Source organism: Maribacter litoralis (genome assembly GCF_902506355.1).
Taxonomy (GTDB): Bacteria; Bacteroidota; Bacteroidia; order Flavobacteriales; family Flavobacteriaceae; genus Maribacter; species Maribacter litoralis.
The window spans coordinates 4294516-4314617 of sequence record NZ_LR733271.1 but is presented as its reverse complement, the minus strand read 5'-3'; the positions used below and the strand labels follow the sequence as shown (position 1 = coordinate 4314617).

Genomic DNA, 20102 nt, shown 5'->3' with positions numbered 1-20102 from the left:
AACAACAATTAATAACGTATGAAAAAAATCTTCAATGCGCTGCTTTTTGGCTTTGCGCTTATTATTGTCTCTTGTGGTGGCAATAAACGAGAAGGAGCACCAAAGGTATTGGTGTTCTCTAAAACAATGGCTTTTAAACATGCATCTATTCCTGCTGGTGTCGCTGCAATTCAAAAGCTAGGTAGTGAAAACGGATTTGTCGTAGATACTACTAAAAATGCAGAACTATTTACCGATGAGAATTTAAAAAACTACTCCGCCGTAATATTTCTAAGTACTACGGGAAATATATTGGACCAATACCAAGAAGCGGCTTTTGAGCGCTACATTCAAGCGGGTGGTGGTTATGTAGGTATACACGCTGCGGCAGATACCGAGTACGATTGGGGCTGGTACAATGATTTGGCCGGAGCACAATTTTTAAGTCACCCAAGGGGTATGCCTACTGCAGATTTCATTATAAAGGATAAGAACTTTAAGGCAACCGAGTTTTTTACGGATTCAGTTTGGACCAGAACAGATGAATTGTACAACTACAAGAACATCAATCCAGATGTAAATGTAGTTATGACCTTAGATGAATCTAGCTATGAAGGTGGTAAAAACGGAGATTTTCATCCAATAGCCTGGTACCATGACTATGATGGCGGGCGCGCTTTTTATACGGGCGGCGGGCATGCCGATGCCAGCTACTCAGAAGATTTATTCTTAAAGCATGTTTTGGGCGGTATTCAATATGCAATTGGTGAGAATTTAAAGCTGGACTATGGTAAAGCAAAATCTCAAATACCACCTGATGCCGATCGTTTTACCAAAGTAACCCTAAGTGAAGGTCAGTTTTTTGAACCTACAGAAATGGCGGTATTGCCAAACGGAGATGTCTTAGTGGCACAACGTAGGGGAGAAGTAATGTTATATAATAATGAAACACAAGAGCTAAGTGAAGTATTAAAGCTTGATGTTTATAGCAAAACCTTGAATACTCCGGGGGTAAATGCGGAAGAAGGATTAATGGGCTTGCAAAAAGATCCAGATTATGCAAATAACCATTGGATATATCTATACTATGCGCCAACAGGTGATGAGTGGGTAAACCGTTTATCACGTTTTAAATTTGAAAATGGCAAGTTCGATACGGCATCTGAACAAGTAATTTTAGATGTTGATAGTCAGCGTGAAATATGCTGCCATACCGGTGGTTCCATCGCATTCGGACCAGATGGATTATTATACCTATCTACGGGTGATAATACTACGCCGTTTAATGAAAAAGGAGTAAAATATGTTCATAATGGTTTTGGACCAATGAACGATATACCGGGTCACGAACAGTACGATGCACGTCGTTCTTCAGGTAATACCAATGACTTAAGAGGTAAGATATTACGAATTAAAGTAAAGGAAGACGGTTCTTATGATATACCGGAAGGAAACTTATTTCCGGTAGGTACAGATAAGACCAGATCTGAAATTTATACAATGGGTCATAGAAATCCGTACAGAATATCCGTAGATATGAAAAAAGGATATGTGTATTGGGGAGATGTAGGTCCAGATGCAAGAGCCGATAGTCTAGGAGTTAGAGGACCAAGAGGTTATGATGAAATGAACCAAGCCAAAAAAGCAGGAAATTTTGGATGGCCAATGTTCATTGGTGATAATTATGCCTATAACGAGTACAATTACGAAACTGGTGAAAGCGGACCGGAATATGATCCCGAAAAACCAATGAATACCTCACGCAACAATACCGGATTAACGGAATTACCACCTGCTATGCCAGCATATGTGTATTATCCATATGCAGAAACGCAGGCTTTTCCACAGACGGCTACAGGCGGTAGAAATGCTATGGCAGGACCTACGTACTATTCAGATATGTTTGAGGGTGACGAGAAATTACCGAGTTACTACGATGGCAAAGTAATTATCTATGACTGGATGCGTGGATGGATGTTCGCGGTACATTTAGATGAAAACGGGGATTTCAGTAAAATGGAACCTTTCGCGCCAAATGTTAAGGTCAATAACTTAATTGATATGGAATTAGGACCTAATGGTAAAATCTACCTATTGGAATACGGTAGTGGTTGGTTCTCTCAGAATGCAAATTCCGCTCTAGGCTATATTGAATTCAATGGAGGAAACAGACCACCTTTAATTAATGAAGTTACCGTTAGTGAAACATCTGGGAAAACTCCATTGACGGTAAACGCTTCGGTAGAAGCAAGTGATCGCGAAGATGATGCCATTAAATACATATGGAATTTTGGAAATGGTGATACCAAAGAAACAACCGAACCGAATGTAAGCTACAGCTATGCAGATGCGGGCGTATACAAATTAAATGTAACCGTAGCAGATGATAAGGGTGAAGAAGCTGTAAGCGAAAGCACAAGTATAATTGCAGGTAACTCCAGACCCGAAGTTTCGATTTCGTTAGGTGAAAGTACTCCGGCATTTTACTTACCAGGACAAAAAATTGCATATGATGTATCGGTAACCGATCCAGATGGTACAGAAATAGACGAGAATAATATTTTTGTGAGTGTTGATTATTTAGAAGGTATGGATAAGGTGGCCATGAGTATGGGACACCAACAAGTATCTGCAACCGTAACCGGTAAAGCGTTAACGCAGGCGATGGATTGTAAGACATGTCATAAAGAGGCGGAAGCATCCATAGGGCCTAATTACAAAGATGTAGCTGCTAAATATAAAGAGCGTCGTGATGCTTTAAAGTATCTACAAGGTAAGATCGTAACTGGAGGTAACGGTGTTTGGGGAGAAGTGACCATGCCTGCACACCCTAATGTTACATCAGATGAATCTAGACAGATTGCACTTTATATCCTTTCCTTGAATGGTGATGATAAAAAAGAAAAATCGTTGCCAGCGAAAGGCACTATAACGGCCGAATCATCTGCGCCAGGTAATATGTTGGTCATAACGGCTAGTTATACCGATGCGGGTGCAGAAGGGACTATTCCTCTTACAGGTTCTAAATCTATCGCGATACCGAGTAGTACGGTAAAGTTTAATGATCAGATGAAGTTGGACGGAATGCAAGCGGTACAGTTCGGCGGTATGGATCTATTGTTGATCAACAAATCGGCAGGATGGTTTATGTTGGAGAATATGTCATTAAAAGGAGTAAAATCGGTTGCCTTAACTGCAGGATGGCAAGAAGCACCGAACATGTACTTTGATTTTGAAATACATGAGAATACCCCAGACGGACCATTATTAGGAAAGGGTCAAATGCCAGCTCAGGCAAAAGGGTCGGAAGGCACTATGATTACAATACCTATTACGGGTACGGTATCGGGTGAAGGTCCATATTATATAACCTTTAAAGGTGAAGAAGGTAAAGAGCTAGCACAAGTAGCACTTACCGGAGCTGTTTTTAAATAAGTAAATACTGATACAAATGAAAAGCCCGCTATTAGCGGGCTTTTTTATGTCTTACTTTGGGGTGGGTTAGCTTAATTTCTTGCTAATTAATGTTCCAATTTCCATGAGTAAATCTGTTTCAGCTGCGGTAAAATCATAAGGCACGGGCTTAGCGATGCCAATAGTTCCGTACAGCTTGTCATTATGCATTAACGGGGCCGCCAGCGATCCTTCTACTTTGGTATCTTTTGCTGACGGTTTGGCAACACCAGAATCATCTGTTTGAAGGTTGCACATTTCAACAGGCTTTCTTCTCTCTGCAGCAATGCCGGCCATGCCTTTACCTATGGGTATAGTAGCTAGTTTAGGAATAAGAAATTCAGGAATACCTACTTGGGTTTTTAATTGTAAAAGTGAATTGGTATCTAAAAAGTGTAAGGTGCCTGTAGAGCAATCAAAATGCGCTAAGGTCATTTGTAAAAGATTGTCCCAGTTTGGGGTTACCTTATTTAGTTCCGTTTCTATATTTGATTTAAAATCTTCTGGGTTCATTTTTAAGTATTCAAAATTTATCGTAATTCTAAATTAATCATTTCACTGATTTCATGTGCCCTGTCAACAATCATAAAATGTTCTCCACCTTGAATTAAGTGCATTTTAGTATTTCCTCGTGGGGGAATTAATTTATCACTAGTTCCATTTATTTTAACTATAGTATTGTAACGATTGATGTTTTTCCATGTTATGAATTCATGTAATACCCATTTCACAAAACTTAAGTCAGTATCATTTAAAATTTCCGTTAATAGTTTAGTATTTTTAGCTCCCATTAAATAATTAGCTAAAATGTGAGGGGGTTTAAATAAAAAGGTAGGAATAAATTTTATACAATTTAATTTACCAATCCACTTATAAATTGGTCTTATTTCCTGTTCAGTATGTACGGAAGATATGAGTATGATTTTTTTTGGTTTTAATAATTGGCTTATTTCCGTTGCTATTAACCCGCCAAAACTTACACCTATTAAACAAAATTCTTCGTTGTTATCTATAGCTGTGCTAAGCCTTTTGGAATAATCTTTAATTGATTCATTGGGATAAGGGGAAATCCAGTCTATAGAAATAAGTTCTAGTTCTAGATTTAAGTAATTGAAAACCCTTTTATCTGCACCTAATCCGCTAATACCGTATACCTTCAAACTATCTTTTTAATAAGCTCTAACATTTAAATAGTAGCTACAATAAAGATACATTTTTAATTCAGGTACAAGGTATATAATACTATGCTACTTTCTTTAACCTTGGCGGTCTTCGGTAGGCATAGTAGCCTAGAACCACTTCTAGTGCTTTTGCAATAGCTATTCTAATAGGAAACAGTTCGGCACCCAAAGATTCATCAATTGAACGTAACTGCATATAATAATTACTGATTAGCGGATAATTGTTCTTTGATGCAATATGAATTTCTGCTGCGGCTACAGCTTGTGGTTTTTGTTCCTTAATTGGTTTACAGGTTACTAGAGTCGGCGTATTGTTTTTATGCAACATAGCAGAGAAACCGAACAATCTACAAATGAGTCCGCGGTGTGCATACTCAGAGCAAAAACCTTTTGCTCCGGGTGCAATTACCGTATTAAGTACGGGACATAGTGTAGTTGAAGTATTGTTTTGTAAGAGTTGCAACCATTCTTCGGCTTTTCCATCTTTTAATAGATGGTAGGCGAGGGGTAAAAATTCTAACGCAGTAGCGTTAATGTCAGGTTTTAAACAGCAGTTTCCACAATTGGCAACACAACCAAGACCAGTGGATTTTTGAAAGGAGCCCAACTCCTTTTCCAGTTGATAGAACACACGGTCTACCGCTCGGACTTTTAGGTATATCGACACTATTTTGTATAAGGTTGCACGAAGATAGTCTTAGTTTATATACAAAAAGCAGAAAAACAATTTATTATAGAAAGGTTATGATTTGAGTTTATCTTGTTGATAAACAAATAATTAAAATTTTGAAGTCTTAAGCTTTAATGGTTTTTGATCTGTATTTAAAACAATATCGAAACCAATTACTCCTAATACCTGTTCTTCTTCGGTCAGCACTTGCACTTCCCATTCACCTGGCATTACATTATCTTTATAGGTATAGCCTCTAAAACCACCATCTCTACCGCCGGTAATGTCATAGCCTATATCATCTACCGTTTCCCAAGTTTTGGTTTGTTCATTATATTTTCTCCATCTATGAAAAATGGATTTTTTTAAATCTGTAGGGGCAAAAATCGAAGAGAAAATATAGACTCTTTGTTCGGGGGTGTAACTAAAATCTAACTTGTGCTTTCTCCAAAAAATATGGGATTCTTCCGATTCATAGGTAACCTCATATTTGCCGTTTTTCTGAACAATATTATGGGCAACAATGCCTTTATCCAAAGCCAAGGGAACTGGAGGAATTAATCTTAAAAAATAGAAGAGGTTGATTATACCGTAAATAGATATGATAATGGTAATCATTTTCCAAAGCTTGATTTCTTTTCGCGTGCTGGGACTTTTACCATAAATAAAAGTAAGTAAAACCAAAGTGCTTACTAAACTTGCGGCACCCGAAATCAAAAAAATAGTGGTGTTCAACTCTTTGATAAACACCGGTATCATGAACGTAAAAAAAGTAAAGCTTATAAAGTAATATACCCCAAACTGCAGGTATTTATTGGAAATTCGCTTTTTTAGAAATTCATTGGCTATAAGTAGTAGTACGAGTATTATGAAGAAAGATGCTGTTTTGGACAATGAAACACTTCTTGAAAAATATATGACATACGCACTGGATAATCCTCCGAAAAAAAACTGAATCGCTAATGGTAAATATTCTTCATAGCGTTCTAAAAAAGTACCTTTCCATTTACCATCATCTACTAAGTTGTAGAGGTATAATGTAATGGATAATGACGTCATATGTAAGCAGAGCACAGTGAGGTCATAAAGGCGATCAATACGCCCTAGCGTAAAGGTGTCGAATATGAATCCGCCTATAAAGAATAAAATAGGGGCATATTTAGAATGCCTTCTAATAAAGCTTCTAAAAGCGCTGTTTTTGTATCTAGCTAGCGTGTTCTTCATGTAGGGTTATAGGTGCTGAGCAAAATTAGGTGTTATTGGGTACCTATGTTGACCCTAAATACAATTAGGTGAACGTTAAAATTTATTTCATTAGTAATGTTGAATCAGTTTTTTGTGTCAACATAGAAATTTGGATCAACATGCAAAGAATCTAAGTTGCCTTTTATCTTTTTACTCAGCCATGATGTGGATGGATTTAACCAAACTGGTTCATCATCTATAAAAACCCGTATCGGAATTTTAAAATCTTTAACCGTATTGTTGAAACGATAGGATAATTTTTTACCATCAATTGAATACTCAAATACCGGAATTTTAATGGTGCGCAAATATTGGTCAAAAAATGGGCTGAGATCAAGGTCCATTTGAGATGAAATATAATCTTCAATCTGTGCCGTGGTCACTGTTTTATGGTAGAACTCTGAATTGAGTCCGCGTAAAATGGCTCTCCACTTTTCATCATCATTGACTATTTGACGTAGTGTATGTAGAATATTTGATCCCTTATAGTACATATCACCACTACCTTCATGATTTACATCGTAAATACCGATGATAGGTTTATCATTGCGAATATTTTTACGAATGCCCTGTACATAAGCATTTGCTGCTTCTGTGCCATAATGGTAGTCTAAAAACAAACTTTCTGAGTAACAGGTAAATCCTTCATGCACCCACATATCTGCAGCATCTTTATAGGTAATATTGTTGGCAAACCATTCATGTCCCGCTTCATGGATGATGATGAAATCAAACTTCAATCCCCAACCAGATTGGGATAAGTCCCTGCCTAAATATCCTTTTAAATACTGATTTCCGTAAGTAACCGAGCTTTGGTGTTCCATGCCCAAATAAGGAACTTCAACTAGCTTAAAGGAATCTTCATAAAAAGGGTATGGACCAAACCAATGTTCAAAAGCTTGCATCATTTTGGGTGCATCTTTAAAATGGACTTTGGCTTTCTCCAAATTGTCTTTTAAGACGTAATAATCCATGTCAAGTGCTCCTTTTTCACCTTGATATACTTCATCAAAATGAACATAATCTCCAATATTAACATTGACTCCGTAATTGTTGATTGGGTTAGAAACGAACCAATTATATGTATTACTGACTTTATCTACACTCCTCAATCTACCGTTAGATATGTTAATAAGTTCCTTTGGGGCCTTTACACTGATCAGCATACTGTCAACTTCATCATACATATGATCTTTATTGGGCCACCAAACACTGGCACCTAAGCCTTGGCAAGAGGTAGCTACGAAATCCTTACCGTTGTTATCTTTCTTCCACGAGAATCCGCCATCCCAAGGGGCATTTACAGCCTCTTTTGGGTGCCCGGAATACGTAACGATTATTTCATTGAACTCACCTTTGATTTGAGGTTTGCTCAACTGAACAAAATGTGCGTTAACGTCGTGTTTTACTTCAAGTTCTTTTCCGTCTTGAGTGACCTTTTCAATGGTTAAAGGTGGCTGTAGATCCACCTGTAAAACTTGATGAGGTTCCAAAACTTTATAGCGAATGGTATTACTGCCGCTTATAAATTTATCATCTGGGTCAACGGCAATATCCAAATGGTAGTAATTTAAATCCCACCATTCACGTTCTGGGGTAATACTGCCCCTTAAGGTATCTTGTTTGGTAAATGTTTGGGCTTGCGAAAAAGAACATAGCCCTAAAGCCAGTGCAACTATAAATTTGTTCATGTACAACGTAATTTGGTCTTATCTAAATATTCCATTTGGAAAAACAACCGGACTCTCAAATCCGTCTTCGCCAACAGCCGAAACTCCAAAGAAGTAATTATCAATAACAATGCCGTCCAGAACAAACTCGCTCACATCGCCTACGTATCTACTATGGTCCCAAGTAGGGGAGGTGGTATCTCTCCAATATATTTTATAACCTTTTGCCCCATCTACCTTGCTCCATTGAAATTTGGCGGCAGGTTCAACGATACCGCCAATTTTAACCGTTTCAGGAGCTGGTGGCGCCCATGCTATAGAGGCAAGATTAATAGCGTTCGCTGCCGTTAATTTAGCGGCATATTCGAAATTTACATGCTCTAACACATCGCCGTAGGCAATACCATCTTCCACACGAATATCTTGATGTTGTTGCGTGTAGTTTTCATGAGCTTCCATGATACGAATTCCTGGAAAACCTGCATCATTAAAAGGTCTATGATGACCACCACGACCAAAGCGATCTAAACGATAGATCATCATGGGGTTCATTTCTGGCATATATTGCTTTACGTTTTTATGAACGTAGCGTGCCAATTGTCTAGAAACACCATCGACCTCACCACCGTAAAATCTTCGGGCTTTACGTTGCTCTTCGGTTTCAGTTGGGGGTACAGGTTCAGAAAAAATCCTAAAATCTACATTGCTGATGGTGCCATCTACACCTTTTATATTACCGATCATGTCATTATTGAAAATACCAATGATTTCCCAACCTTGATCTTTAGCATATTGTGCAATACCGCCACCGCCAAAAAGACCTTGTTCCTCACCAGAAAGTCCCATATAAATAATACTATTCTCAAATTGATACTTAGAAAGTACACGAGCGGCTTCTAAGGTACCTGCCATACCACTGGCATTGTCATTTGCACCAGGGGAATCATCTGTAAAATTAGTTGGGTCACTAACACGAGAATCTATATCACCGCTCATAATAATATAGCGATTAGGATATTTTGTTCCTTTTTGAATAGCAAGTACATTTACTACTTCCACATCTTTTACGATACGTTTATTAGCACCTTTTTTTACTAAATCTTTTTGAAAGAACACATTTAAACAATCGTTGCATTCGGATGATGTTTTTTCGAACTCACTTTTGATCCATCTACGTGCAGCTCCAATACCTCTTGTGGTAGAGACGGTATCGCTTAATGTATGTCTAGTGCCAAAATTGGCAAGCTTGGTAACATCCTTTTCAATACGTTCGGCTGAAACGGCATCTATAATATCATAAATACGTTGATCGGTCTGTGCAGTTATCGTAAAGATTGTAGTTAGAAAGGCGAAGAGTAAAAGTTTTTTCATTTTAATTTTTTGATAAGTAAAGTTTGTTTGGGTAATCGGATTCTAAAATTAAGTAAAATATAGGGCTGATAATAATTTCATTTTGAAAAGTATATATGTATGCTGTAGAAAAATATTTTTTGAATAGGTATTTTCATAGGGCTGTTCGATTATTAGACTTTCTTCTGAATTAAATAATATACTCCAATTAACGGTCCAATACCTAAGGTAATGAACAGTTGATCAATAGGAATGATCGCTTGAAGTGATCCTAGAAGCTGTATACTCAAAATGGTTATTGCATACCCAATACAATTTACCAGGGTCAAAGCAGTTCCTTTTAACTCAGGTGATACTGCCGATGCTACCAAATTGGAGAACTGAGGTGAATCTGCAGTAACGGCAATTCCCCATAAGCACCATCCCGCCAAAAAAAAGTATACGGGTAAGGAAAACAGTAATGGAGAAATAAAACAAAAGAATCCCGATGCTATCAAAGCCACCAAAGCTACTTTTTTACTACCTGCACGTTGGGAAAGAATACCACCGTAGGCACAAGATAATCCGCCTAAGGCAATAACGATTCCCGTCCATAAAAATACCGAAATATCGTTGCCGGATTTCAGGGCAAACCACTGTATGGCAATTGGGGTAAACGCCCAAAAGGCATATAGTTCCCACATGTGTCCAAAATACCCGAATGCAGCTTTTTTAAAATTATAATTTTTGAAGAGTTTTGGTCCGGCATTTAACTGTAATGATGTACTTGCCACTCTGTAAGGACCGTTAGGGATGAGAAAAAATAAAAGAAAACCTCCCAACACCGTAATACCGGAGGTAAGTTTTATAACACTATCTGGATGACTGGCCCAAGTAGTACCCTTAATAAGAAACGGAAAAGCGGTACCCAAAACCAAGGCGCCAACTAAAAATCCCAATGCTTTGCCCAGTCCTTTTTCATAATAATCTGCGGCTATTTTCATACCCACCGGATATATTCCCGCAAGAAAAAAACCCGTGCCGAATCTAGCCATTAATAAACCCGTGACATTTAATTGCGGAAAAATGAGCGATACATTTGATAAAGCCGCTAAGCAAGCACACACCATAAATACTTTTGAGGGGGAAAACCTATCGGCAATCATAAGAATGCCAAAGATCAATGTGCCCATTATGAAACCGAACTGAACAGATGATATAACATAACTAACGATTTCGCCACCAAAATCGAGCTTTTTGGTCAATGATTCTATAATGGCATTACCTGCAAACCAAGTAGAGGTACAGGCAAACTGAGAAAGAATGATGATAGGGAGAATATGCAGTTTTTGCTTCAATAGATGATGAGATTTAACCAGATTCTAAAACGAATATTTAGAATCTGGCTGATTGATCTATCTTTTGTCGGCAAAACGTTTCAAAATTTCACGAACATTCTTTGTATTGTCCACAAAATATCTTGCTTGTGTTTTTTGGCGACCCACTTTAACGGTAATGGATTCTTCCGGTAACTCTTGAAACATAAATTCATCGGTCCAATCATCACCGATAGCGAAAACAAAATCGTATTCATGCTCTGTATATACACGCATAGAGGCTCTACCCTTGTTTACATTGCTACTCTTAATTTCCATTACCTTATTTCCGTTTAATACACTAAGGTCATCGTTAGCGATCAAACTGGTCAACACCGTATTTAATTCTACAGAACGTTTTTGGCCAAAATCTGGATCGGTATTTCTATAATGCCATGCTAAAGAGTAATTCTTTTCCTCAATAAAACTACCGGGCGTTCGATCTACAAAAGACTCAAGAACCGGTAATATTTTCTCCATCCAATCTTTTTTAACCGTTTCAAGCATTCTAAACTCCTCACCGCCCTGTGAGATCCAAACCCCATGCTCAACGATCATATTGTATTTTTTGGGTAAGAACCATTTTGTAAATGTCTCCTTGTCTCTTCCACTTATTAAATACATATCGGTATTGGGCTGAGATGAGATCTCGTCCAATAAACTATATAGTTCTTCATCTGGTGATGCTTTTTGCGGGTCGTTGTGAAAGCCTGCCAAAGTACCGTCGTAATCTAAAAATACCAATCGTCGTTTCGCGTTGGTATAACTATTCATCACCGTATTCATAATATCTACCGATAATCTTCTAGATCTATACGTTTGATCTTTCTCTTTTTGGTTGACAAGCGAGTTCATAAAGTCGTTGGCCCATTTTTCTACATTGTAGCGTTCCAATCTCTTCTGTAATAAGGTATTTCTAGAGATTTGTTCCTCTTCTGGCATATTGATAGCTTCAAAAAGAGAATCGGCTATTTGCTCAAAATTATTGGGGTTGATCAGCAATGATTCATTCATTTCATTTGCAGAACCTGCCATTTCACTAAGTATTAGTACCCCGGTTTTATCTGTTCTTGTGGCTATATATTCCTTGGCTACCAAATTCATACCATCTCTAATAGGTGTCAACCAGGCAATATCAGAAGAGGTATAAAGGTCGATAAGGTTATCAAAAGGCATTGATCTGTAGAAATACCATATCGGGGTCCAGCTTACGGTAGACAGTTCTCCGTTAATACGTCCTACCAATTCGTCTACTTCACGTTTCAATAATTGATATTGCGGTACGTTAGATCTAGACGGAACCGCAAGAATTATAAGTCTAACCTTTTCTTTGTACTGCGGATATTTCTTCAAGAAATATTCAAACGCATTCAAACGTTTGGCAATACCCTTGGTATAATCTAAACGGTCTATCGAAAGGAAAAACTTGGCATCTGGTGCAGATTTTTTATGCGTGTCCAGTCTTTTTTGTAATTCGGATTTTTCATCCTCGGTACGTTGAGAGTGTTCTTTTGCCGCGTCGCTAAATTTCTTATAGTCAATTCCCATAGGAAAGGAATCCACTTTTATCACTCTATCATCTAAATAGATATCGTTAAAGCTAACTTCTAAGCCCAATAGCCTTCTTACAGAGCTTAAAAAGTGACGTTCGTAGTCGTACGTATGAAAACCGATTAAATCAGATCCCAGCAGTCCTTGTAATACTTCACGCCTCCAAGGTAAGGTTCTAAAAATCTCGTACGATGGGAAAGGAATATGCAAAAAGAACCCAATGGAAATATCAGGTCTTTCAGCTCTTACCATTTGGGGTACCAACATTAATTGATAGTCATGGATCCAAATAGTATCTTCATTATCTGCCTTAGCAAGAATGGCATCGGCAAATTTTTGATTTACAGCTTTATAAATTTCCCAGCTATCCAATTCAAATTCAGAATACTCTAAAAAGTAATGAAACAATGGCCATACGGTTCTATTACTAAATCCGTAATAAAAACCATCTACTTCTTTCTCTGTTAAATTAACCTTAGATGAACCGTGTTCCGCTAAGGCACTATCTATTTTAGGGATTAGTTCTTCGGGTATTTCCTCATCTGTCAATCCGCTCCAACCAATCCATAAACTATCACCTCCAGAGTGAACAGATTTCATTCCAGTAGCCAGTCCGCCTACACTTGGTACCGCAGAAATGTCGCCATTGCTAATTTGTAATTGTACAGGTAGTCTATTTGAGATAATGATAGTTTTCGCCATAAAAGAGGATTTTTTGCTTCTTCTTGATAATTATTTCTCTAAATTTCGGGAAAAAGGAGGGCAATACCAATTGAAACCTCAAATGAATCAAGAATTTTATTGAATGGATAATTTAGACTACGGAATAATAGGAAATTGCAGAAGTGCAGCATTAATTTCAAAGACAGGAAGTATAGATTGGTGCTGTTTGCCAGAATTTGATAGTCCGTCTGTATTTGCCAAGTTATTGGATGAAAATATAGGAGGAAGTTTTGAAATAAAGGTGAATGACAGCTATGAGATTACCCAAAGTTATGAGCGGTACACCAATATTTTAATTACCTCATTTAAATCTGGTGACGACCATTTTGAAATTCATGATTTCATGCCTAGATATCGAAAATTGGATGGTAGTCATCATGCACCGCCAGAATTGATCAGATTTTTTAAACATATATCCGGTAAGCCAAGTTTTTCGGTTTTGTATGATCCAAGACTGGAGTATGCAATGGGTAAGACCGAAACCTACATCAAAAAAGATTTCATAGCCAGCTTAACCTACGATGTTAAGTTCGATACGGTATTCTTATATACTTCTTTTGATAAAGAAGCTATTGTCAATAGTGTTGAATTGGAGCTGGTACAAGATGAATTCATGCTTATGGGCTACAATGAAAAGTTGTTGCTGCCAACCACTCAGAGAGCTTATGTAGATCTTCAGAATACTAAGGTATATTGGTTAAACTGGACTGACTTAACCCCAACCTATAAGAAGTTTAATGATGAAATATCTAGAAGTGCTTTGACCTTAAAGCTATTGAGCTATGATAAGACCGGTGCCGTTTTAGCTGCAGCTACAACTTCTTTACCAGAAACCATTGGAGAAGTTCGTAATTGGGATTATCGTTTCTGTTGGATCAGAGATGCTTCTATGGTTATAAAGGTAGTATCAGAATTGGGGCATAAGAATGTTGCAAGAAGATATTTACAATTCATTATAGACCTGATACCCGATAAGGCAGAGAAACTACAGATCATGTACGGTATCAATAAGGAGAAAAAACTGACCGAGGAAACGCTAGAGCATTTGGCTGGTTATAAAGGTTCAAAACCGGTTCGTATAGGTAATGCGGCTTATCACCAAAAGCAAAATGATATTTATGGTATTCTGATGGATGTGATTTATGAACAAATGGTAAAGTTCAGCGTTGATATTGAAAATGGAGAAGATTTATGGGCCATTACAAAAGGTATCGTTTGGATTGTAAGTAATAATTGGAAGGATGCCGATAAGGGTATTTGGGAATTCCGTACAGAAGACAGGCACTTTACATTTTCAAAAGTACTTTGTTGGACGGCATTGGACCGTGCGATCAAAGTAGCCGAAATGTTAGGAAAGCAACACAAAATAGATAAATGGGAACCAATAAGAGCAGAGATTTGGCAAGATATCTATGATAACGCTTGGAACGAAGAAGTTGGTGCATATACCCAATCGTACGGTTCTAAAGACTTGGATGCTTCCGTTTTATTGATGGAGTCTTATGGTTGTGTTGAAGCCAAAGATGAAAGATATATAAAGACCGTCAATGCCATTGGAAAGGAATTAAGTAATGACGGATTGCTTTATAGATATAAAAATGAGGATGACTTTGGTTTACCTTCATCTTCGTTTACCGTATGTACTTTCTGGTACATCAATAGCCTGTTTAAAATAGGAGAAGAGAAAAAGGCACTGGAATATTTTGAGAGATTGTTAGGTTACAGTAACCATTTAGGTCTGTTCAGTGAAGATATTGATTTTAAGACAAAAAGGTTATTGGGTAATTTCCCTCAAGCTTATTCCCATTTAGCCTTAATAGAGTGTGCTATTAATTTCTCAAAGAAAGAAAGCGAAGACAAAATGTTAGAATCGTTGAGAGAATAATCAATGTAAAACTAAAGCCTTTATTTTAGTAACTAAGGCTTTAAAATGTTCTTCTGTTGTAAACGGATTCATGACGGTTATGCGCAAGAAATGAACATTTTTTAATTTCGTTTGTACAATATAAAATTCGCCATCTTCTAAAAGTTGCTGGCGAATTTTTATGTTTACTCCATTCTGCTCATCAATATTTAAGTTAGGTAGAACATACCTAAAGCATACAATATTTGACATAGGGCGTAATGCCAATTCAAAATTAGGTTCAGCTTTAATAATATCTGCGAACAAAGACCCTAAATCGTAAAGTAGTGTAACATTGGCATCAAAAACTTCTTCACCATATAATTTAAGAAGTGTAAACCAATGTATGCCCATCATGTTTTTGGTGCATTCAAAAGTCCGCTTTCCAGAATTGTACCAATCTTCATGTTCCGAATCGCTCAACAAGTAATCTGCTTTTTGACTGAACGTAGCCTTGGCATTGTTTTCATCCTTAAAGAGTAGGGCAGTGGTCAATGCAGGCATCATCATCATTTTATGACCGTCAATAACTACTGAATCGGCATGTTGAATGCCGTTTAAGGTATGTCTGTATTTTTTAGAGAAAATACCGGCACCGCCATGGGCACCATCAACGTGGAACCAAATATTATGTTCTTTGGCGAATTTAGCAATGTATTCAAGATCATCAAAAATACCGGTGGCTGTTGACGGTGCGCTACCAATTATGGCAAAAACCTCAATTCCCTTTTGTTGAGCTTCTTTTAACTTCAAGTCCAATAAATCGGTATTTATATTGTATTCATTGGTGACAGGAACTTTTATAATGCCTTGATCGCCCAATCCCATTATTCTGGCAGCACGATCTACACAGTAATGGGCTTCTTCGCTAACCATAATTCCTAACTGGTTTTGACTTCCTTCTCTCCACACGTTCTTTTTTGTGACAGCTTTTCTTGCGCTTAATAATGCGGTAAGATTTGCCAGGGTGCCACCTGAGGTTAAAAACCCACCGGCATTATCATTAAATCCAATTTTATCACATATAAATTCTATAATTATGCGTTCAATGGCATTGGATGACATACCCATTTCATAGACTGCGGTTCCATTGTTTAATAGGGAGCTCAATAAACTTGTTAGTGCAGTAATAGGCGCTGGCGGACTCACTTGATGACCAAGGTAATTGGGGTGATGTATATGAGTGGTACGCTGGTTTATTTCTTGAAACAAATTTTTGCTATCCCCATTTTTAAGAAAATCATTCCAAAATTGTAGTTCATTCGCAGGATTGTTCCATTGAATGGCATTTCGTGAATTTCCATTCAACTTATCTTCTAAATGACTGGTCAACTGGTCAATAAGTTCGTGACCATTGGCATTAAAATTCGAGGTATTGTAAACTTGTTCAAGTAATTTTTTATGCATGGTCTAAAAGTAGTCGCAATAAGAATGTTTACCAAACAAAAAAACCGCCCCAATGGGGCGGTTTAACATTCAAGTTACCAAACAACAAAAGTAATCTGAATTAGTCAAAGGTGTACCCGTTATCTGCAGCTACTTTATCCGCAATTTGCGTACGTAGTGCAACTACATTTGGGTAATTTGTATATTTTGTAAAACGTTTAAGTCCCATTAACATCATTCTTTGCTCATCACCTTCGGCAAAAGAAACTATAGCTTCTTTACCTTTCTTAATGATAGTTTCGGTAGCATTATACAAATATAACTTAGACATAGCAATTTGAGTAGCCTGAGCTTCTTCGCCATAACGTTTTGCATTTTTTTCTGTACGTAACAAAGCAGATTCTGCCATGTATACTTCAATAAGAATATCGGAAGCAGCAAGCATTAACTGCTGGTGCTTTTCCAATTCTGGACCAAATTTTTGTACTGCAGATCCAGCGACCATTAAAAATACCTTTTTAAGTCTCTTCAAGATATCTTTTTCCTCTGCAAATAGTTCAGAGAAATCAGGAGTGTCGAAAGAAGGAATACCCATTAGCTCTTCGCCAACTGCAGTTGCCGGTCCTAAAAGATCTACATGACCTTTCATTGCTTTCTTAACAAGCATACCCACCGCCAACATTCTGTTGATTTCGTTAGTACCTTCATAAATACGAGCAATTCGAGCATCTCTCCAAGCAGATTCCATAGGTGTATCTGCACTAAAGCCCATACCTCCAAAAATTTGGACACCTTCATCTGCCGTATGTTGTACATCTTCCGAAACCGCTACCTTTAGAATAGAACATTCTATTGCGTATTCTTCAACACCTTTTAGTTCGGCTTCTTGGTGAGTATTACCTTCGCTTTCACGTATTGCAATTCTATCTTCAATATTTTTTGCGGCACGGTAGCAAGCAGATTCACCTACGTAAGCGTTGGTTGTCATATCTGCCAATTTAGCTTTTATAGCTCCAAAATTAACGATCGGAGTTTTGAACTGAATTCTTTCGTTGGCGTAGTTTACCGCCTCATTGATTACTCTTCTTTGAGCTTCTAAACAAGCTGCAGCTAATTTTATACGACCAACGTTCAACGCATTCATCGCAATTTTAAAGCCATTTCCTCTTGTAGAAAGCATATTTTCAACAGAAACCTTGGTTTCATTAAAAAATACTTGGCGGGTAGAAGAGGAGTGAATACCTAATTTCTTTTCCTCATCACCTAAGGTAATACCATTACTAGGGTCATTTTCTACGATAAACCCAGTAATGTTCTTGTCATCTTCAATACGTGCGAATACGATAAACAAGTTACAGAAACCAGCGTTTGATATCCACATTTTCTGACCGGTAATGCTGTAAGTTTTTCCATCTTCGGAAAGAACAGCTTTAGTTTTACCTGAATTTGCATCAGACCCTGCACCTGGTTCTGTAAGGCAATAAGCACCAAACCATTCGCCTGAGGCTAATTTTGGAACATATTTTTGCTTTTGTTCCTCTGTACCATATAAAGTTATTGGCATAGTACCAATACCTGTATGTGCACCAAATGCCGTACTAAAAGAACCAGTTGCACCAGAAATGTAATCACATACCAACATGGTAGAAACAAATCCCATGCCCATACCACCGTAAGATTCTGGAACAGCTACGCTCAATAAACCTAATTCACCGGCTTTGCGCATGGTTTCTTCGGTATATGCGTAATCTTTTTTCTCAAAACGTTCCCAGTGTGCCCATAATTCTCGATCAACGAATTCTTTGGTGCTTTCACGCATCATTCGTTGTTCTTCGTTCAAATCTTCCAAAGTGAAAATATCATCACAGTTGGTCTCCTTAACAAGGAATTGTCCTCCTCTAAGAATGTCTTTATCCGATGTTTCTGTACTCATGTTGTTAATTGTATTTAGAAGTTAGAATTGAGAGAATAGAAAATAGATTTACGAAAGGCTATTTTGAAAACCCATTGTCATTTTCTGAAATTCTTCAATCTTTTCTTCGAGTAATTTTAATTTAATATCCGTTATATAATTTCTATGGTATGCTATTAGCAATTGTGTTCCTAGTTCAAAAGAAGAGCCTAAAGAAATACTTAAAAAATGGCTAAATGATTTATCTGTTCTTGCAGAACCTTCTGCAATATTACTTGGAATAGAAATTGAACATCTACTCATTTGAGAGCTTAAATCAAATCTTTCATGCTTTGGAAAATTTAATAGAATATCTGATATGTCATTAGCTATGCTGATACCTAGTTTCCATATTTTCAAATTTCTATAATTATGCCTTAAAGCCATTTAGCAATAATCTTATCTCTTTTTTCTATAATCTATCTTCTTTCGGTTATTTTAAAAATTCGAATATGCCGGCAGCACCTTGTCCCGTTCCTACGCACATGGTAACCATACCATACTGACCTTGCATATTTCTTTTACGCATTTCATCAAAAAGTTGAACCGATAACTTAGCACCTGTACAACCTAATGGGTGACCTAATGCTATAGCTCCTCCGTTTACATTAACTATATCTTGATTCAAGTCCAATTCTCTGATGACCGCTAAGGATTGAGAAGCAAAAGCTTCGTTCAATTCGATCAACTTTATATCATCTTGTTTTAAACCAGCTTGTTTTAGTGCTTTTGGCACAGCAGCTACAGGTCCTATACCCATTATTCTTGGCGGTACACCTGCTGCGGCATAATTTACAAGACGCGCAATAGGCTCAAGATTCAATTCTTTTACCATTTCTTCGCTCATTACCATTACAAAAGCGGCACCATCACTCATTTGTGAAGAGTTACCTGCTGTAACACTACCACCTGCGGCAAAAACCGGTCTAAGTTTGTTCAATATAGCGGTTGAAGTACCGGCTCTAGGTCCTTCATCTTTGGTTACCGTATATTTTTTAGTAGCCTTTTTACCATCAGCTCCAACATAGGTTTCTTCAACCTCTATTGGTACTATTTGATCTTGAAATCTATCTTCTGCCTGGGCGCGAAGAGCTTTCATATGAGAGTTATAGGCAAATTCATCCTGATCTTCTCGCGAAACTTTGTACTCATTTGCAACGGCCTCAGCGGTATTTCCCATACCCCAGTAATAATCTTCATGGCCCGCCTTAACTACATCATAATTCAATTCTGTCTTATAACCTGTCATAGGTACTGAACTCATGCTCTCGGCACCACCGGCAATAATACAATCCGCCATACCTGACTGAATTTTGGCAGTTGCAATACCGATGGTTTCGATGCCCGACGAACAAAATCTATTTACGGTAACTCCAGGAACATCAACGATATCCAATCCCATTAGCGAAATTAAACGTGCCATGTTCAAACCTTGAGAACCCTCAGGCATTGCGTTACCAACAATAACATCGTCAATTCGTTTTTTATCTAAGTTTGGCAATTCTTTCATCATATACTCGATGGTTTCGGCTGCCAATTCATCGGTACGTTTAAAGCGAAAGACCCCTTTAGGTGCTTTACCTACCGCTGTTCTATAACCTTTAACTATATATGCTGTTTTCATTTTTTAATCTTGCTTTTAGCTGTCAGCTTTTTGCTGCTAGCATTATTTGTTGTTAAAATAA

The 20102-nt window shown here is 37.6% G+C and carries 14 protein-coding genes; 2 read left to right on the top strand and 12 right to left on the bottom strand.

All coding sequences use genetic code 11. The annotated features are described in order from the left end of the window. Positions 1 to 18 precede the first annotated feature (18 nt). Complete coding sequence (locus EXIGUO8A_RS18495) at positions 19 to 3414, top strand: ThuA domain-containing protein (RefSeq protein ID WP_159304315.1); 3396 nt, start codon at positions 19 to 21, stop codon at positions 3412 to 3414. A 66-nt stretch (positions 3415 to 3480) separates the two neighbouring features. On the opposite strand, the gene EXIGUO8A_RS18490 is transcribed toward EXIGUO8A_RS18495, so the two are convergent. The 8 genes from EXIGUO8A_RS18490 to EXIGUO8A_RS18455 form a co-directional block, all read right to left on the bottom strand. Beyond that, complete coding sequence (locus EXIGUO8A_RS18490) at positions 3481 to 3945, bottom strand: GAF domain-containing protein (RefSeq protein ID WP_159304314.1); 465 nt, start codon at positions 3943 to 3945, stop codon at positions 3481 to 3483. A 17-nt stretch (positions 3946 to 3962) separates the two neighbouring features. Further along, positions 3963 to 4592, bottom strand: coding sequence for a YqiA/YcfP family alpha/beta fold hydrolase (locus EXIGUO8A_RS18485; RefSeq protein ID WP_159304313.1), 630 nt, complete (start codon positions 4590 to 4592; stop codon positions 3963 to 3965). A gap of 82 nt (positions 4593 to 4674) precedes the next feature. Continuing rightward, complete coding sequence (locus tag EXIGUO8A_RS18480) at positions 4675 to 5280, bottom strand: YkgJ family cysteine cluster protein (RefSeq protein WP_159304312.1); 606 nt, start codon at positions 5278 to 5280, stop codon at positions 4675 to 4677. 111 nt (positions 5281 to 5391) lie between these two features. Continuing rightward, a complete protein-coding gene (locus tag EXIGUO8A_RS18475; RefSeq protein ID WP_159304311.1) occupies positions 5392 to 6507 on the bottom strand; it encodes a DUF2914 domain-containing protein in 1116 nt (371 codons plus the stop codon). A gap of 104 nt (positions 6508 to 6611) precedes the next feature. Continuing rightward, complete coding sequence (locus tag EXIGUO8A_RS18470; protein ID WP_159304310.1) at positions 6612 to 8219, bottom strand: M1 family metallopeptidase; 1608 nt, start codon at positions 8217 to 8219, stop codon at positions 6612 to 6614. An 18-nt stretch (positions 8220 to 8237) separates the two neighbouring features. Continuing rightward, positions 8238 to 9569, bottom strand: coding sequence for a M28 family peptidase (locus EXIGUO8A_RS18465; RefSeq protein ID WP_159304309.1), 1332 nt, complete (start codon positions 9567 to 9569; stop codon positions 8238 to 8240). A 152-nt stretch (positions 9570 to 9721) separates the two neighbouring features. Next, positions 9722 to 10885 (bottom strand): MFS transporter, encoded by a 1164-nt coding sequence (locus EXIGUO8A_RS18460; RefSeq protein ID WP_159304308.1) that lies wholly within the window; start codon positions 10883 to 10885, stop codon positions 9722 to 9724. A 57-nt stretch (positions 10886 to 10942) separates the two neighbouring features. Further along, positions 10943 to 13156, bottom strand: coding sequence for a bifunctional alpha,alpha-trehalose-phosphate synthase (UDP-forming)/trehalose-phosphatase (locus EXIGUO8A_RS18455; RefSeq protein WP_159304307.1), 2214 nt, complete (start codon positions 13154 to 13156; stop codon positions 10943 to 10945). 103 nt (positions 13157 to 13259) lie between these two features. Here EXIGUO8A_RS18455 and EXIGUO8A_RS18450 point away from each other — a divergent pair, with 103 nt between their 5' ends. Continuing rightward, entirely contained in the window at positions 13260 to 15062 is a 1803-nt protein-coding gene (locus EXIGUO8A_RS18450) for a glycoside hydrolase family 15 protein (protein ID WP_159304306.1), read from the top strand. Here the strand turns inward: EXIGUO8A_RS18450 and EXIGUO8A_RS18445 are convergent, their stop codons facing one another. The 4 genes from EXIGUO8A_RS18445 to EXIGUO8A_RS18430 form a co-directional block, all read right to left on the bottom strand. Next, a complete protein-coding gene (locus EXIGUO8A_RS18445; RefSeq protein WP_159304305.1) occupies positions 15063 to 16487 on the bottom strand; it encodes a pyridoxal phosphate-dependent decarboxylase family protein in 1425 nt (474 codons plus the stop codon). A 100-nt stretch (positions 16488 to 16587) separates the two neighbouring features. Further along, positions 16588 to 18399: an acyl-CoA dehydrogenase family protein gene (locus EXIGUO8A_RS18440; protein ID WP_159304304.1), complete on the bottom strand. Its 1812-nt coding sequence runs from the start codon at positions 18397 to 18399 to the stop codon at positions 16588 to 16590. A gap of 48 nt (positions 18400 to 18447) precedes the next feature. Then, positions 18448 to 18804 carry a four helix bundle protein gene (locus EXIGUO8A_RS18435; protein ID WP_159304303.1) on the bottom strand — a complete coding sequence of 119 codons (357 nt, stop codon included), beginning with the start codon at positions 18802 to 18804 and terminating at the stop codon, positions 18448 to 18450. Positions 18805 to 18850: 46 nt separating this feature from the next. Further along, the gene (locus tag EXIGUO8A_RS18430) at positions 18851 to 20041 is read right to left on the bottom strand and encodes an acetyl-CoA C-acyltransferase (protein WP_159304302.1); all 1191 of its coding nucleotides are present in this window, start codon (positions 20039 to 20041) and stop codon (positions 18851 to 18853) included. Positions 20042 to 20102: the final 61 nt, after the last annotated feature.

Coding starts and splice junctions, on each gene's coding strand:
- EXIGUO8A_RS18495 (WP_159304315.1), top strand. CDS start 19: ATGAAAAAAATCTTCAATGCGCTGCTTTTTGGCTTTGCGCTTATTATT.
- EXIGUO8A_RS18490 (WP_159304314.1), bottom strand. CDS start 3,945: ATGAACCCAGAAGATTTTAAATCAAATATAGAAACGGAACTAAATAAG.
- EXIGUO8A_RS18475 (WP_159304311.1), bottom strand. CDS start 6,507: ATGAAGAACACGCTAGCTAGATACAAAAACAGCGCTTTTAGAAGCTTT.
- EXIGUO8A_RS18470 (WP_159304310.1), bottom strand. CDS start 8,219: ATGAACAAATTTATAGTTGCACTGGCTTTAGGGCTATGTTCTTTTTCG.
- EXIGUO8A_RS18465 (WP_159304309.1), bottom strand. CDS start 9,569: ATGAAAAAACTTTTACTCTTCGCCTTTCTAACTACAATCTTTACGATA.
- EXIGUO8A_RS18455 (WP_159304307.1), bottom strand. CDS start 13,156: ATGGCGAAAACTATCATTATCTCAAATAGACTACCTGTACAATTACAA.
- EXIGUO8A_RS18450 (WP_159304306.1), top strand. CDS start 13,260: ATGGATAATTTAGACTACGGAATAATAGGAAATTGCAGAAGTGCAGCA.
- EXIGUO8A_RS18445 (WP_159304305.1), bottom strand. CDS start 16,487: ATGCATAAAAAATTACTTGAACAAGTTTACAATACCTCGAATTTTAAT.
- EXIGUO8A_RS18440 (WP_159304304.1), bottom strand. CDS start 18,399: ATGAGTACAGAAACATCGGATAAAGACATTCTTAGAGGAGGACAATTC.
- EXIGUO8A_RS18435 (WP_159304303.1), bottom strand. CDS start 18,804: ATGGCTTTAAGGCATAATTATAGAAATTTGAAAATATGGAAACTAGGT.
- EXIGUO8A_RS18430 (WP_159304302.1), bottom strand. CDS start 20,041: ATGAAAACAGCATATATAGTTAAAGGTTATAGAACAGCGGTAGGTAAA.